Source organism: Streptomyces sp. NPDC029014, from assembly GCF_055564695.1.
Genome location: NZ_JBVHVT010000135.1, coordinates 1 through 15,255, shown reverse-complemented (window position 1 = coordinate 15,255; position 15,255 = coordinate 1). Strand labels below are relative to the sequence as shown.

The 15,255-nt window shown below is 72.9% G+C and carries 15 protein-coding genes; 11 read left to right on the top strand and 4 right to left on the bottom strand.

Annotation, left to right across the window (positions count from 1 at the left end; all coding sequences use genetic code 11):
• Positions 1-215: 215 nt before the first annotated feature.
• From ispG to ACZ4VL_RS38600, 4 genes are all read left to right on the top strand, one after another.
• Positions 216-1,373, top strand: coding sequence for a flavodoxin-dependent (E)-4-hydroxy-3-methylbut-2-enyl-diphosphate synthase (gene ispG, locus ACZ4VL_RS38615; RefSeq protein WP_385682822.1), 1,158 nt, complete (start codon positions 216-218; stop codon positions 1,371-1,373).
• A gap of 152 nt (positions 1,374-1,525) precedes the next feature.
• Positions 1,526-2,371, top strand: a complete 846-nt coding sequence (locus ACZ4VL_RS38610) for a GNAT family N-acetyltransferase (protein ID WP_468210051.1) — start codon at positions 1,526-1,528, stop codon at positions 2,369-2,371.
• 164 nt (positions 2,372-2,535) lie between these two features.
• Positions 2,536-3,108 carry a GNAT family N-acetyltransferase gene (locus ACZ4VL_RS38605; protein ID WP_468210048.1) on the top strand — a complete coding sequence of 191 codons (573 nt, stop codon included), beginning with the start codon at positions 2,536-2,538 and terminating at the stop codon, positions 3,106-3,108.
• 42 nt (positions 3,109-3,150) lie between these two features.
• Entirely contained in the window at positions 3,151-4,866 is a 1,716-nt protein-coding gene (locus ACZ4VL_RS38600) for a proline--tRNA ligase (protein ID WP_468210045.1), read from the top strand.
• A 48-nt stretch (positions 4,867-4,914) separates the two neighbouring features.
• On the opposite strand, the gene ACZ4VL_RS38595 is transcribed toward ACZ4VL_RS38600, so the two are convergent.
• Genes ACZ4VL_RS38595 through ACZ4VL_RS38580 form a run of 4 tightly spaced genes read right to left on the bottom strand, consistent with a single transcriptional unit; the run spans position 4,915 to position 7,995 of the window.
• Positions 4,915-6,003 carry a slipin family protein gene (locus ACZ4VL_RS38595; RefSeq protein WP_468210042.1) on the bottom strand — a complete coding sequence of 363 codons (1,089 nt, stop codon included), beginning with the start codon at positions 6,001-6,003 and terminating at the stop codon, positions 4,915-4,917.
• A gap of 42 nt (positions 6,004-6,045) precedes the next feature.
• On the bottom strand, positions 6,046-6,948 hold the full coding sequence (locus tag ACZ4VL_RS38590) for an aminoglycoside phosphotransferase family protein (RefSeq protein WP_468210040.1): 903 nt from the start codon (positions 6,946-6,948) through the stop codon (positions 6,046-6,048).
• A gap of 43 nt (positions 6,949-6,991) precedes the next feature.
• A complete protein-coding gene (locus tag ACZ4VL_RS38585; protein WP_468210037.1) occupies positions 6,992-7,432 on the bottom strand; it encodes a ferritin-like domain-containing protein in 441 nt (146 codons plus the stop codon).
• Positions 7,429-7,995, bottom strand: coding sequence for a hypothetical protein (locus ACZ4VL_RS38580; RefSeq protein WP_468210034.1), 567 nt, complete (start codon positions 7,993-7,995; stop codon positions 7,429-7,431). The genes ACZ4VL_RS38585 and ACZ4VL_RS38580 overlap by 4 nt, the downstream gene beginning before the upstream one ends.
• 154 nt (positions 7,996-8,149) lie before the next feature.
• Between ACZ4VL_RS38580 and rimP the strand changes: the two genes are divergently transcribed.
• The 7 genes from rimP (at position 8,150) to truB (ending at position 15,118) form a co-directional block, all read left to right on the top strand.
• Positions 8,150-8,662 carry a ribosome maturation factor RimP gene (rimP, locus tag ACZ4VL_RS38575; protein WP_361095418.1) on the top strand — a complete coding sequence of 171 codons (513 nt, stop codon included), beginning with the start codon at positions 8,150-8,152 and terminating at the stop codon, positions 8,660-8,662.
• Between the two features lie 2 nt (positions 8,663-8,664).
• Entirely contained in the window at positions 8,665-9,663 is a 999-nt protein-coding gene (gene nusA, locus ACZ4VL_RS38570) for a transcription termination factor NusA (protein ID WP_468210031.1), read from the top strand.
• A gap of 131 nt (positions 9,664-9,794) precedes the next feature.
• Positions 9,795-10,082, top strand: coding sequence for a YlxR family protein (locus ACZ4VL_RS38565; RefSeq protein WP_468210029.1), 288 nt, complete (start codon positions 9,795-9,797; stop codon positions 10,080-10,082).
• A 147-nt stretch (positions 10,083-10,229) separates the two neighbouring features.
• Positions 10,230-13,295: a translation initiation factor IF-2 gene (gene infB, locus ACZ4VL_RS38560; protein WP_468210026.1), complete on the top strand. Its 3,066-nt coding sequence runs from the start codon at positions 10,230-10,232 to the stop codon at positions 13,293-13,295.
• Between the two features lie 151 nt (positions 13,296-13,446).
• Positions 13,447-13,740, top strand: coding sequence for a DUF503 domain-containing protein (locus ACZ4VL_RS38555; RefSeq protein ID WP_030161467.1), 294 nt, complete (start codon positions 13,447-13,449; stop codon positions 13,738-13,740).
• Between the two features lie 26 nt (positions 13,741-13,766).
• Positions 13,767-14,213, top strand: coding sequence for a 30S ribosome-binding factor RbfA (gene rbfA, locus ACZ4VL_RS38550; RefSeq protein WP_361095432.1), 447 nt, complete (start codon positions 13,767-13,769; stop codon positions 14,211-14,213).
• Positions 14,210-15,118, top strand: coding sequence for a tRNA pseudouridine(55) synthase TruB (truB, locus tag ACZ4VL_RS38545; protein WP_361095435.1), 909 nt, complete (start codon positions 14,210-14,212; stop codon positions 15,116-15,118). The genes rbfA and truB overlap by 4 nt, the downstream gene beginning before the upstream one ends.
• Positions 15,119-15,255 lie beyond the last annotated feature (137 nt).

The window sequence follows — 15,255 nt, the reverse complement described above, 5'->3', positions numbered from 1 at the left end:
CTCTCTCCCCCCCCCGACACCCCCCCCCCCCCCCCCCACCCTCACCCCCCCCCCCCCCCCCCACCCACACCCCCCCCCCCCCCCCCCCCCCCCCCCCCCCCCGCACGGGTGTCCGGGCCCCTCGGATGCAGGGGCGGCGCCCACGTTGGCGTAACCTCGAAGCCGGAGCCCGCCGATCTCGGGACCTCGATCCACACCTTGGGGTTGCACAGCAGATGACTGCCATCTCTCTCGGAATGCCGTCCGTGCCGACGAAGCTTGCCGACCGCCGGGTCAGCCGCAAGATCCAGGTCGGCACGGTGGCCGTCGGTGGCGACGCACCCGTGTCGGTGCAGTCCATGACCACCACCCGTACCTCCGACATCGGCGCCACGCTCCAGCAGATCGCGGAGCTGACCGCTTCCGGCTGCGAGATCGTCCGCGTGGCCTGCCCGACCCAGGACGACGCCGACGCCCTCGCCGTCATCGCGAAGAAGTCGCAGATCCCGGTCATCGCCGACATCCACTTCCAGCCCAAGTACGTGTTCGCCGCGATCGACGCCGGCTGCGCCGCGGTCCGTGTGAACCCGGGCAACATCAAGCAGTTCGACGACAAGGTCAAGGAGATCGCGAAGGCCGCCGGCGACGCCGGCACGCCGATCCGCATCGGCGTCAACGCCGGCTCCCTCGACCGCCGCCTGCTCCAGAAGTACGGCAAGGCCACCCCCGAGGCGCTGGTCGAGTCCGCGCTGTGGGAGTGCTCCCTCTTCGAGGAGCACGGCTTCCGCGACATCAAGATCTCGGTCAAGCACAACGACCCGGTCGTCATGGTCAACGCCTACCGCCAGCTGGCCGCCCAGTGCGACTACCCGCTGCACCTCGGCGTCACCGAGGCCGGCCCCGCCTTCCAGGGCACCATCAAGTCCGCCGTAGCCTTCGGCGCCCTGCTCGCCGAGGGCATCGGCGACACCATCCGCGTCTCCCTCTCGGCCCCGCCGGTCGAGGAGGTCAAGGTCGGCCGCCAGATCCTGGAGTCGCTGAACCTCAAGCCGCGCCGCCTGGAGATCGTCTCCTGCCCCTCCTGCGGCCGCGCCCAGGTGGACGTCTACAAGCTCGCCGAAGAGGTCACCGCCGGCCTCACCGGCATGGAGGTCCCGCTGCGCGTCGCGGTCATGGGCTGCGTCGTCAACGGCCCGGGCGAGGCCCGCGAGGCCGACCTCGGCGTCGCCTCCGGCAACGGCAAGGGCCAGATCTTCGTCAAGGGCGAGGTCATCAAGACCGTTCCCGAGTCGAAGATCGTCGAGACCCTCATCGAGGAGGCGATGAAGATCGCCGAGCAGATGGAGAAGGACGGCGTCGCCTCCGGAGAGCCCACCGTCGCCATCGGCGTCTGAGCTCCGCCAGTCCTCCGCACGCAACCGGCCACGGCCCCGTTCCCGCAGCTCGCGGGCGGGGCCGCGGCCTTTTCGTGACTCGTGCGACCAGGCATTGCACGGGTGCGGCGGGTACAGTTCGACAGATCAGCAGCCCTGTAGGTGAGGCCCCAGTGTTGACGCAGACCACCACGCGGGTCCTCGAGCCCGGCGACCTCGACGCCGCACTCGCGATCCTGGAGCGCGAGCCCGTCGAGAACGCCTTCGTCACCTCCCGGGTCCAGGTCGCCGGCCTCGACCCCTGGCGGCTCGGCGGCGAGATGTGGGGCTACTACGCGGGGGGCGTGCTGCGCTCCCTGTGCTACGCGGGCGCCAACCTCGTCCCCGTCTGCGCCGACCCCGACGCCGTACGGGCCTTCGCCGACCGCGCCCGGCGCACCGGCCGCCGCTGCTCCTCCATCGTCGGCCCCGCCGAGGCCACCGGGCTGCTGTGGCGGCTCCTGGAGCCCAGCTGGGGCCCGGCCCGCGAGGTCCGCGCCCACCAGCCGCTCATGGTCACGCGGCAGCCGTCCACCGAGGTGCGGCCCGACCCGCTCGTGCGCCGCATCCGCAAGGACGAGATGGACCTGATCATGCCCGCCTGCGTGGCCATGTTCACGGAGGAGGTCGGCGTCTCGCCGCTGGCCGGCGACGGCGGGCTCCTCTACCAGGCCCGGGTGGCCGAGCTGGTGGGTTCCGGCCGCTCCTTCGCCCGCGTCGAGGACGGCCAGGTCGTCTTCAAGGCGGAGATCGGCGCCGCCACCACCTCCGCCTGCCAGATCCAGGGCGTGTGGGTGGCCCCCGAGTTCCGCGGCCGCGGCCACTCCGAGAGTGGCATGGCCGCCGTCATCGCCTACGCGCTGCGCGACGTGGCGCCCGTGGTCAGCCTGTACGTCAACGACTTCAACACCGCCGCGCGGGCGGCGTACCGGCGCGTCGGCTTCCGCGAGGTCGGCGCGTTCATGAGCGTCCTGTTCTGAGCGGCCCCCGGGGAGGCACAGCACGCCCCGCGCCGCCCGGCACGACACCTCGCCGCACCGCCCGCACCGCCACACTTCCCCGGAGCCGCCCGGTCGGCGGGAACTCCCCCCTGGCACCCGCTCGGGCATACCGGCGGGGCGGGACCGCCGAGTAAGGTCACCGCATGCTGCCTACCCCCGAGGGCGACGTCCCCGCCCGGCCCGCCGGACTGAGCATCGGCCCCCTCGACCTCGCCGCGCGCGTCGACGAGGCCCTGCGCGTACAGGCCGTCGCCTTCGGGCTCAGCGAGGAGGAGGTCGGCATCCGGCGCTACATCGTCCAGCGCCACATGACCTGCCGCGGCGCCCGGGCCCTCGGCGCGTTCACCGACGACGGGGCGCTGGCCGGGTTCGTCTACGGGATGCCGAACGACCGCGCCTACTGGTGGTCCTCGATCGTGGAACCGTACCTGCGCGCCGAGGGGCACGACGGCTGGCTCGACGACTCCTTCGTCATCACCGAACTGCACGTCCACCCCGGCTTCCAGGGCCGCGGCGTCGGCCGCGCCCTCATCACCCGGATCACCGACGCCGCCGGGGAACCCCGCTCGATCCTCTCCGCCATCGACGCCGAGAGCCCGGCCCGCCGGCTCTACCACGCCCTCGGCTACACCGATCTCGCCCGCCAGGTGCACTTCCCGAGCGCGCGCCTGCCGTACGCCGTCATGGGCGCCCCCCTGCCGCTGCGCAGGCCCTGAATTCGTTTCGGCGCCCCGCGCCGACCCCGGTAGCCTCCCGTCATGGCAACACAACCCGTTCAGCGCATGTCCCGTCTCATGGCCAGGACCCTCCGGGAGGACCCGGCCGACGCCGAGACCCTCAGCCACCGCCTCCTCGTCCGCGCCGGCTATGTCCGCCGCAGCTCGGCAGGGGTGTGGACCTGGCTGCCGCTCGGCAAGCGGGTCCTGGACAACGTCTCGCGCATCGTCCGCGAGGAGATGGACGCCATCGGCGCCCAGGAGGTGCTGCTCCCGGCGCTGCTGCCGAAGGAGCCGTACGAGGTCAGCGGGCGCTGGACGGAGTACGGCGACCTGCTGTTCCGGCTCAGGGACCGCAAGGGCGCGGAGTACCTGCTCGGCCCCACCCACGAGGAGATCTTCACCCTCGTCGTGAAGGACCAGTGCACGTCCTACAAGGACCTGCCGGTGATGCTCTACCAGATCCAGACCAAGTACCGCGACGAGGCCCGGCCCCGCTCCGGCGTGCTGCGCGGCCGCGAGTTCCAGATGAAGGACTCGTACTCCTTCGACGTCAGCGAGGAGGGGCTCGCCGAGTCCTACGCCCTGCACCGGGCCGCGTACCAGCGGATCTTCACCCGCCTCGGCCTCGACCACCGGATCGTCTCGGCGGTCTCGGGCGCGATGGGCGGCTCCGCCTCGGAGGAGTTCCTGGCGCCCGCGGCGGCCGGCGAGGACACCTTCGTGGACTGTCCCGCCTGCGACTACGCGGCCAACACCGAGGCGGTCACCTTCGTCCCGGACCCGGCGGCCGCGGAGGCGGGCGCCGAGCACCCCGCCCCGGAGGAGATCCCCACCCCCGACACCCCGACGATCGAGACGCTCGCCGCCCACCTCGGCGTCCCCGCGTCGGCCACGCTGAAGAACCTCCTGGTGAAGGTGGACGGCGAGATCACGGCCGTCGGCGTGCCCGGGGACCGGGAGGTCGACCTCGGCAAGCTGGGCGAGCACCTCGCCCCGGCCGTGGTGGAGTTGGTGACGGCCGAGGACTTCGTCGACCGTCCCGACCTGGTACGCGGCTACGTGGGCCCGCAGGGCCTCGACAAGGTCCCGTACATCGCCGACCCCCGTGTCGCGCCCGGCACTTCGTGGGTGACGGGGGCCAACCGGCCCGACACGCACGCCCGTAACGTGGTCTGCGGCCGCGACTTCGAGGTCGACCGGTACCTCGACGTGGTCGTCGTACAGCCCGGCGACCCCTGCCCGCGCTGCGGGGCCGGACTGCGGCTCGACCGCGCCATCGAGATCGGCCACATCTTCCAGCTGGGCCGCAAGTACGCGGACGCCTTCGGGCTGGACGTGCTGGGCCGCGAGGGCAAGCCGGTACGGGTCACGATGGGCAGCTACGGCATCGGCGTCTCGCGGGCCGTGGCGGCGCTGGCCGAGCAGACCGCCGACGAGCGCGGCCTGTCCTGGCCGGCGGAGGTGGCCCCCGCGGACGTCCACGTCGTCGCGGCGGGCAAGGCCGTGCAGCTGGCGCTCGCGGAATCGGCGGCCACGGCGCTGGCACAGTCCGGGCTGCGGGTCCTGCTCGACGACCGGGCCGGCCTCTCGCCTGGCGTGAAGCTCACCGACGCCGAGCTGATCGGCGTGCCGTGGATCCTGGTGGCGGGCCGCAGGTCCGCCGACTCCGTGGTCGAACTCCAGCACCGCGCCACCGGCGCCCGTGAGGAGCTCCCCCTGGACGAGGCCCTGGACCGCCTGCGCGCGGCCCGCTGACCCCGTCGCCGGCTGCCGGGCCCCCGTGACCCGGCAGCCGGGGCGACCTCAGGCGGCCGGACCGGCCGCCCGGCCGGTGTCGGCCGGGAACAGGGGCTCGGGGTCCTCCTCGATCGCGGGGGCGGACGGCAGCCCGGTGTCCACCGCGGGCAGGTCCGGCGCAGCGGGCGCGGGCGCGGCCGGGGTGCCGTACTCGACGACGGCTTCGTACCCGGCGTCGGCATCCGCGGTGCCGCCTCCCGCGGTGTCGCCTCCCGCGGTGTCGCCGTCCACCGCGTCGGCTTCCGCGCCGGTCCCGGCCGCCGACGGCGCTCCGGCAGTGCCGGCCCGCCGCGCTCCGGCGGCCGGCCAGGACTGGGCCTCGCCCTCGGTCCCACCCGGGGTCGCCCGCTCCAGGAAGCGCAGCAGCTCCACCGGGAACGGCAGCACCAGCGTGGAGTTCTTCTCCGCCGCCACCGCCACCACCGTCTGCAGCAGCCGCAGCTGGAGCGCCGCCGGCTGGTCCGACATCACCGCCGCCGCCTCGGCCAACTTCTTCGACGCCTGGAGCTCCGCATCCGCGTTGATCACCCGGGCCCGGCGCTCGCGGTCGGCCTCCGCCTGCCGCGCCATCGACCGCTTCATCGTCTCCGGCAGCGAGACGTCCTTGATCTCGACCCGGTCGATCTGCACGCCCCACCCCACGGCCGGGCTGTCGATCATCAGCTCCAGGCCCTGGTTCAGCATCTCCCGGTTGGACAGCAGGTCGTCCAGGTCCGACTTGCCGATGATCGAGCGCAGCGAGGTCTGCGCCATCTGCGAGACCGCGAAGCGGTAGTCCTCCACCTCGATGATGGCGCTCGCCGGGTCCACGACCTTGAAGTACACGACCGCGTCGACCCGCACCGTGACGTTGTCCCGGGTGATGCCCTCCTGCGCGGGCACCGGCATCGTCACGATCTGCATGTTCACCTTGTGCAGTCGGTCGACGAACGGCACGACCATGGTGAAGCCCGGGGGCCGGACGCCCGCGCGCAGTCGGCCGAAGCGGAGGACCACGCCCCGCTCGTACTGCCTCACGACCCGGGCGGCGGCACCCGTGTACACCACCACCGCCAGAGCCGCCGCGACACCCGCTGCAAGCAGTTCCTGGACCATGACGGCCTCCTGCCGGGCATACCTTCGTACCTACCGTATGCCCTACAACCAGGCGGCGAACTCCAGCAGCAACTCCGCGTCGCGGCGCCGCCCGGCGGCCAGCGCGCGGTTGCCCGACTCCACCGCCCGGAACAGCGTCCAGCCCCGCAGCCGGTCCCGGTCCACCTCCAGGCCGTCGGCCAGCTTGTTCACCCGGCGGCGGGCGCCTGCCGCGCCCGCCGAGGACGCGACCAGGTCCTCCAGCCGGTCCCGGACCAGCCGGGCCAGGTCGTACGCCCGCTCGCCGACCAGCGGGTCCGGCCCCACCGTCAGCCACGGCGCCCGGTCGCCGGCCAGCACCTTGCCCTGCCGGAAGTTCCCGTGCAGCAGGAGCTCCTCGCCGGGCCCGGCGGTGAGTTCCTCGCGGGCCTCCAGCGCGGCCGACGCCAGCGCAGCGGCCTCCGGCGGGGCCTTGCGGAGCTCCTCGGCCTGCAGCGCCGTCCGCTGCGCGACGGTCTCGAAGGCGTGCCGCTCCGGCGGCTTCACCCACAGCCGGCGCAGCGTGCCGCAGGCCTCCAGCAGGGCCTTCGCCTCCGGCAGCGAGCGCAGCGACACCTCGGGGTGCAGCCGCTCCAGCAGCAGCGCCCCGTCCTCGGCGCTCTGGCGGGTGTCGAGGACCCGTACGGCCCCGAAACCGCCCCAGTGCGCCAGCGCGGCCAGCTCCAGATCGGGCCGGGCCCGCGGGGGAGCCAGCTTCAGTGCGGCCGGCGTGCCGTCGGCGTACCGGACCAGGACGACGAGGCTGCTGCGACCGCCGGGCGCCTGGACCCGCAGGGCCTCCACCGCACGCCGGGCCAGCGCCGCTTCGGTGAGCCGGGGCAGCTGCTCCAGCCAGTCCGCGTTCCCGGCCGGATCCGGCGTCTCGCCGAGCGCCCGTACGAGCCGCTGCGGCGGTTCGAAAGCCATGCGTGCACGATCCCTTTCAGCTTGACCGGGCCCCTGCGCGTGATCAGCGCTTTTCCGTGAGCCCAGGGAAGGCTACGCCGACTCCGCGCCAGCGTGCCGCGCGCACGGCCGCGGCACTCAGCGCGTCGGCCGCCTCCCGGCGCAGCCGGCCGTCCGCGGCCCGCACCAGATCGGAGTACGCGCCCGCCACCCGGTCCTCGATCTCGGCGGCCAGCCGCTCGGCGTCGGCCGCGGTGCGCACCTCGTAGGGCAGGGCGTACGCCGGCTCCGCGGCCCGCGGTGCGCCGCCGAGCTCGCGCACGGCGCGCGCCAGCGCGTCCCGGCGTGCGACGTGGGTGCCGTGCGCCTCGCGGGCCTCGTTCGACCGGGCAGCTGCGGCCCGGGCGCCGATCACCCCGTAGCCGTAGACGGCCGCGTGCTCGGCGGCGAGAGCGGACTGCGCGGCGTCCAGCGCCCGGTTGGCGGGGGAGGGCGAGGGCTTCACGGCGTGGCTCCCGGGGTCGAGGTCAGCAGGTGGGCGTGGACGGCGCCGCAGGCGGCCACCGAGGCGAGCAGCCGGGCCAGCTCCCCGGGTGCCCCGCCCAGGGCGACGGTCCGGGCCTCGGCCAGGGTCCGCTCGGCGTCCGCCAGGGCGGTCAGCGCGTCCTCGGCCTTCGGCGGCACCGGCTCGGCGCTCGCGGCGGGCGCGCCCGTCGGGGCGGGGGCGGCGGACCCCCGGGCGGATCCGGTCCCGGGGGTGCGCGTGGCGGCGGGGGAGGGGTCGGGGAAGGCCAGCGCCGCCGTGTGCGCGGCGACCGCCGCGCGCAGCGGGGCGAGCCGCGCGGCCAGGGCCGGATGGGTGACGGAGGTGGTGTCGTAACGTTCCAGCAGTCGCTCACTGTCTCGAACGGCCGACTCGCGCATCCGCCGTTCGAGTGAAACTCCGGCGGTGGCGTGCGGTTCGGCGGCCCCGCCGGAGCACCCGGTCAGCAGTGCCGCGCCCGCCGCACCGGCGGCACCGGCGAGCAGGCTCCTTCGCGAAGGCCTCAGGGGCGGGGTCCAGGGCACGGCGACGTCCTCGGGGGTGGTGCGGGCAGGGTGTGATCACGGTACCCGGGGCGGTGTCCGCCCGGCGGACGGCAACACCCTCCGCGACCGGATACCCTTTGACCTGACACGCGACGTACACCACAACAGCACACGCGGCCGAGGAGTCACCCGGATGAGCACCACCCAGAGCGACAGGCTGCGCGGATTGCTGGAGCCGCTCGTCGCCGCCAAGGGACTGGATCTCGAGGACATCGAGCTGTCCAAGGCAGGAAAGCGCCGGATGCTGCGCATCATCGTGGACTCCGACGAGGGCGTGGAACTGGACGCGTGTGCGGAGCTGAGCCGCGAGGTCTCCGACAAGCTCGACGAGACCGACGCGATGGGCGAGGGCGAGTACGTCCTCGAAGTGAGCTCCCCGGGCGCCGACCGCCCGCTGACCGAGCACCGCCACTACGTACGGGCCGTCGGCCGCCTCGTGAAGTTCCAGCTGTCCGCCGAAGGTGACAAGGGTGCCGGGGAACTGGTCGCCCGCATCCTCGGCGTCGACGACGAGGGCATGGACCTGGAGGTTCCGGGCGTGAAGGGCCGCAAGGCGACCGCCCGCCGCATCGCGTTCGCGGACATCGCCAAGGCGCGTGTCGAGATCGAGTTCAACCGCAAGGACAAGAAGGAAGAGGAGGCGTAGCCGTGGACATCGACATGAGTGCCCTGCGGGGTCTGGTCCGGGAGAAGGAGATCTCCTTCGACCTGCTGGTCGAAGCGATCGAGTCGGCCCTCCTCATCGCGTACCACCGCACCGAGGGCAGCTTCCGCCGGGCGCGCGTGGAGCTGGACCGCACCAACGGCCACGTCGTCGTCTGGGCGACGGAGGACCCGCGGGACCTCGAGGAGGGGCAGGAACCCAAGGAGTTCGACGACACGCCGTCGGACTTCGGCCGGATCGCCGCGACCACCGCCAAGCAGGTGATCCTCCAGCGTCTGCGCGACGCGGAGGACGACCTGACCTTCGGCGAGTTCGCCGGGCGCGAGGGCGACATCATGACCGGCGTCGTCCAGCAGGGCAAGGACCCCAAGAACGTCCTGGTCGACATCGGCAAGCTGGAGGCCATCCTGCCCGTGCAGGAGCAGGTCCCCGGCGAGGAGTACCCGCACGGCCTCCGCCTCAAGGCGTACGTCGTCCGGGTGGCGAAGGGCGTCCGCGGTGCGTCCGTGACCCTGTCGCGCACCCACCCGAACCTCGTCAAGAAGCTCTTCTCGCTGGAGGTCCCGGAGATCGCGGACGGCAGCGTGGAGATCGCGGCGATCGCCCGCGAGGCCGGCCACCGCACCAAGATCGCGGTACGGTCCACCCGTTCGGGCCTCAACCCGAAGGGTGCCTGCATCGGCCCGATGGGCGCCCGTGTGCGCAACGTCATGGCCGAACTGCACGGCGAGAAGATCGACATCGTGGACTGGTCGGACGACCCGGCGGAGATGGTCGCGAACGCCCTGTCACCCGCTCGGGTGAGCAAGGTCGAGGTCGTCGACTGGGACTCCCGCTCGGCCCGGGTGACCGTGCCCGACTACCAGCTGTCGCTGGCCATCGGCAAGGAGGGCCAGAACGCCCGCCTCGCCGCGCGCCTGACCGGCTGGCGCATCGACATCCGTCCGGACACCGAGCACGCGTCGGGTCAGCACGGGGAATAAAACCGGTACCGGGCGGCGCTGTCGCCCGGTACACAGGTTCAGGACAACAGATCAAGACAGCAGATCGCGACAACATCCGTTCGATTTTTCGCCCGAAGGGGTGAGGTCGGTACGGGGAGGTAGACTGAGGCGTGTCTGGCCGGACGCAAGCCCGCGCATGCCCCGAACGCACCTGTGTGGGGTGCCGGGAGCGAGCGGCCAAGAGCGAACTGCTGCGCATCGTGGCGATCGGGGACGAGTGCGTCCCCGATCCACGCGGTACGCTGCCCGGCCGGGGTGCCTACGTGCACCCTGCCGAGGTCTGTCTCGAAAAGGCGGTCCGCCGCAGAGCGTTCCCCCGGGCCCTCCGGTCCCCGGGAGCACTCGACACGGCCGGGCTGAGCAGAGCCGTGGCCACACAGGCCGAGGCGACACCGTAACTAGCACAACGGCACGGATCCCCGTGCGGTCAGGTACCTCGCGAGTTGGAAGTAGGTCGAGATTGCGATGAGCACTCGATGAGTACGCGATGAGTACGCCCATGAAGTAGCGACGGTCCGGCGCAACCCGGACCTAAAAGGAGCGAAGTGGCTAAGGTCCGGGTATACGAACTCGCCAAGGAGTTCGGTGTAGAGAGCAAGGTCGTCATGGCCAAGCTCCAGGAACTCGGTGAGTTTGTCCGTTCGGCGTCCTCGACGATCGAGGCGCCGGTTGTGCGCAAGTTGACTGACGCACTGCAGGGGCCCGGCGGCAGCGCCGGCAAGTCCGCTGCGAAGCCGGGTGCGCCTCGTAAGGCCGCCCCCGCCAAGCCCGGGGTTCCCACCCCGGGTGCCATTGCGCGTCCCGCCGCCCCCAAGCCCGGCGCCCCGGCCCCCAAGCCGGCCGCCGCCGAGGCTCCGGCAGCGCCCGCCCCGGTGACCCCGGCAGCGCCCGGCCCGCGGCCCGGCCCGAAGGCTCCGGCCGCCCCGAAGCCCGCTCCGGCGGCGCCCGTGGCGACCGAGTTCACCGCGCCTCCGGCCGCTCCGGCGCGCCCGGCGGCGACCCCGGGCCCGCGTCCGACGCAGCAGCGTCCCGCGGCTCCCGGCCAGGGTGCCCGTCCCGGCGCTCCGCGTCCGGGTGGCTCGGCCCAGGGTGGCCAGGCCCCGCGTCCCGGTGCTCAGGCTCCGCGTCCGGGTGCCCGTCCGGCGGGTCCCCGTCCGGGCAACAACCCCTTCACCTCCGGCGGCTCCACCGGCATGGCGCGCCCGCAGGCGCCCCGTCCGGGCGGCGCCCCGCGTCCGGGTGCCCCCGGCGCCGGCGGCCCCGGCGGCGCTCCGCGTCCGCAGGCCGGTCCCGGTGCCCCGCGTCCGCAGGCCCCCGGTGGCCCGCGTCCGACCCCGGGCGGCATGCCCCGTCCGCAGGGCGGTCCGCGTCCGGCTCCGGGCGGTAACCGCCCCAACCCGGGCATGATGCCGCAGCGTCCCGCTGCCGGTGGTCCCGGTCCGCGTCCCGGTGGCGGCCCCGGCCGTCCCGGTGCCGGCGGTCCGCGTCCCGGTGGCGGCGCCGGTCGTCCCGGCGGCGGCTTCGCCGGCCGTCCGGCCGGTCCGGGCTCCCGCCCGGCCGGTGGTGGCTTCGGCGGTCCGCGTCCCGGTGGTGGCGGCGGCTTCGGCGGCGGCCCCGGCGCCGGCGGCGGCGGTCGTCCCGGCGGCTTCGGTGGTCGTCCCGGCGGTCCGGGTGCCCGTGGCGGTACGCAGGGTGCCTTCGGCCGTCCCGGCGGTCCGGCCCGTCGTGGCCGCAAGTCGAAGCGGCAGCGGCGCCAGGAGTACGAGGCCATGCAGGCCCCGTCGGTCGGCGGCGTGATGCTGCCCCGCGGCGGCGGCGAGACCGTTCGCCTGTCGCGAGGTGCGTCCCTCACCGACTTCGCGGAGAAGATCAACGCCAACCCGGCGTCGCTGGTCGCGGTCATGATGAACCTCGGCGAGATGGTCACTGCCACGCAGTCCGTCTCCGACGCGACCCTCCAGCTCCTCGCGGACGAGATGAACTACAACGTTCAGATCGTCAGCCCGGAGGAGGAGGACCGCGAGCTGCTCGAGTCCTTCGACATCGAGTTCGGCGAGGACGAGGGCGGCGAGGAGTTCCTCGTGGCGCGTCCGCCGGTCGTGACCGTCATGGGTCACGTCGACCACGGCAAGACCCGCCTCCTCGACGCGATCCGCAAGACCAACGTGGTCGCGGGCGAGGCCGGTGGCATCACCCAGCACATCGGTGCCTACCAGGTCGCGGCCAACGTCAACGACGAGGACCGCAAGATCACCTTCATCGACACCCCGGGTCACGAGGCGTTCACCGCCATGCGTGCCCGCGGTGCGAAGTCGACCGACATCGCGATCCTCGTGGTGGCGGCCAACGACGGTGTCATGCCGCAGACGATCGAGGCGCTGAACCACGCCAAGGCGGCCGACGTGCCGATCGTGGTCGCGGTCAACAAGATCGACGTCGAGGGTGCGGACCCGACCAAGGTGCGCGGTCAGCTGACCGAGTACGGCCTGGTGGCCGAGGAGTACGGCGGCGACACGATGTTCGTCGACATCTCCGCCAAGCAGGGTCTGAACATCGACAAGCTGCTGGAGGCCGTGGTCCTGACCGCGGACGCCGCCCTCGACCTGCGCGCCAACCCCGAGCAGGACGCCCAGGGTATTGCGATCGAGTCCCACCTCGACCGTGGCCGCGGTGCCGTCTCGACCGTCCTCGTCCAGCGCGGTACCCTCCGCATCGGCGACACGATGGTCGTGGGCGACGCGTACGGCCGAGTCCGCGCGATGCTCGACGACAAGGGCAACAACGTCGACGAGGCGACTCCGTCGACCCCCGTCCTGGTCCTGGGTCTCACCAACGTCCCGGGCGCCGGCGACAACTTCCTCGTCGTCGACGAGGACCGCACGGCCCGCCAGATCGCCGAGAAGCGTGCTGCGCGCGAGCGCAACGCAGCCTTCGCCAAGCGCACCCGTCGCGTGTCCATCGAGGACCTCGACTCCGTGCTCAAGGCCGGCGAGATCCAGCAGCTCAACCTCATCATCAAGGGTGACGCCTCCGGTGCCGTCGAAGCCCTGGAGTCCTCGCTGCTCCAGCTCGACGTCAGCGACGAGGTCGACATCCGGGTCCTGCACCGCGGCGTCGGTGAGGTCACGGAGTCGGACATCAACCTGGCGATGGGCTCCGACGCGATCGTCATCGGCTACAACGTCCGCGCGGCCGGCCGTGCCACGCAGATGGCCGAGCGCGAGGGCGTCGAGGTCCGCTACTACTCGGTGATCTACCAGGCCATCGAGGAGATCGAGGCGGCCCTGAAGGGTCTGCTCAAGCCGGAGTTCGAAGAGGTCGAGCTGGGTACGGCGGAGATCCGCGAGGTCTTCCGCTCGTCCAAGCTGGGCAACATCGCCGGTGTCCTGGTCCGGTCGGGCGAGGTCAAGCGCAACACCAAGGCGCGCCTCATCCGCGACGGCAAGGTCGTCGCCGAGAACCTCACGATCTCGGGTCTGCGTCGCTTCAAGGACGACGTCACCGAGATCCGCGAGGGCTTCGAGGGTGGTATCAACCTCGGCAACTACAACGACATCAAGATCGACGACGTCATCGCGACGTACGAGATGCGCGAGAAGCCGCGCGTGTAAGCGCCTGGCACATCGCACCGTGTCGTGACCGGGGCCGGTCGGCGGAATTTCCGTCGATCGGCCCCGGCCGTTGCGTGTACGGTTCTGGTGACCCTGTCGCGCGTCGGCCGGCAGGCCACCGAACCCGGACCGGCGGGATATCCGGAACTGCATGTACGTGGGGACTCTGTCCTTCGACCTGCTCCTCGGCGACGTCCACTCGCTGAAGGAGAAACGCTCCGTCGTCCGGCCCATCGTCGCCGAGCTCCAACGCAAGTTCTCCGTGAGCGCGGCAGAGGTGGGCGACCAGGACCTGCACCGCAGGGCCCGCATCGGCGTCGCCCTGGTGAGCGGGGACACGGGGTTCCTCTCGGACGTACTGGACCGCTGCGAGCGGCTGGTCGCGGCGCGTCCGGAAGTGGAGCTGCTGTCGGTGCGCCGGCGGCTCCACGGTGATGAAGACTGAATGCAAGGAAAGAAGGAGACGGACCAGTGGCCGACAATGCGCGGGCGAAGAAGCTGGCGGACCTCATCCGGGAGGTGGTCGCCCAGAAGCTGCAGCGAGGCATCAAGGACCCGCGCCTCGGTACGCACGTGACGATCACGGACACCCGGGTCACGGGTGACCTGCGGGAGGCCACGGTCTTCTACACGGTGTACGGCGACGACGAGGACCGGGCCAGCGCGGCCGCCGGCCTGGAGAGCGCCAAGGGCGTCCTGCGCTCCGCGGTCGGCCGGGTGGCGGGCACCAAGTTCACGCCCACCCTGACCTTCGTGGCGGACGCCCTCCCGGACAACGCCCGGACGATCGAGGACCTCCTCGACAAGGCGCGGACCTCCGACGCCGCGGTGCGCGAGGCCTCCTCGGGCGCCGAGTACGCCGGCGGGGCCGACCCGTACAAGAAGCCCGGCGACGACGAGGACGCAGCCGCCGAATGAGCAGCAACGCAGGAAAGACGCCGGACGGCCTGGTCATCGTCGACAAGCCGTCCGGCTTCACTTCGCACGACGTGGTCGCCAAGATGCGCGGGATCGCCAAGACCCGCCGCGTCGGCCACGCGGGCACGCTCGACCCGATGGCGACGGGCGTGCTCGTCCTGGGCGTGGAGAAGGCCACCAAGCTCCTCGGCCACCTCGCGCTCACGGAGAAGGAGTACCTCGGCACGATCCGCCTCGGCCAGAACACCCTGACCGACGACGCGGAGGGCGAGGTCACCAGCTCCGCGGACGCCTCCGGGGTCACCCGGGAGGCCGTTGACGCGGGCATCGCCAAGCTGACCGGCGAGATCATGCAGGTCCCGTCGAAGGTCAGCGCCATCAAGATCAAGGGCGTGCGCTCGTACAAGCGCGCCCGGGACGGCGAGGACTTCGAGATCCCGGCCCGGCCGGTGACCATCTCCTCGTTCCAGGTCTACGACATGCGCGAGGCCGAGGCCGAGGACGGCACCAAGGTCGTCGACCTCGTCGTCTCCGTCGTCTGCTCCAGCGGTACGTACATCCGCGCGCTGGCCCGCGACCTCGGCGCCGACCTCGGCGTCGGCGGGCACCTGACCGCGCTGCGGCGCACCCGGGTGGGCCCGTACAAGCTCGACCGGGCCCGCACCCTGGACCAGCTCCAGGAGGAGCTGACCGTCATGCCGATCGGCGAGGCGGCGGCCGCGGCGTTCCCCCGCTGGGACCTGGACGCCCGCCGGGCCTCGCTGCTCGCCAACGGCGTGCGGATCGAGATGCCGGACATGTACGAGGCCGGCCGCACCGTGGCGGTCTTCGGGCCGCAGGGACAGCTGCTCGGGCTCGTGGAGAGCAAGGGCGGCAAGGCGAAGTCGCTGGCCGTCTTCGCCTGATCCGCCGTGACGTGGGGGGGGGGGGGGGGGGGGGGGGGGGGGGGGGGGTCGCCCCCCCCCCCCCCCCCCGCGTGCCCCCCCCCCCCCCCCCCGGGTTCCCCCCCCCCACGGGGAGAGGGGGGGCGAGGGAGGGAAGG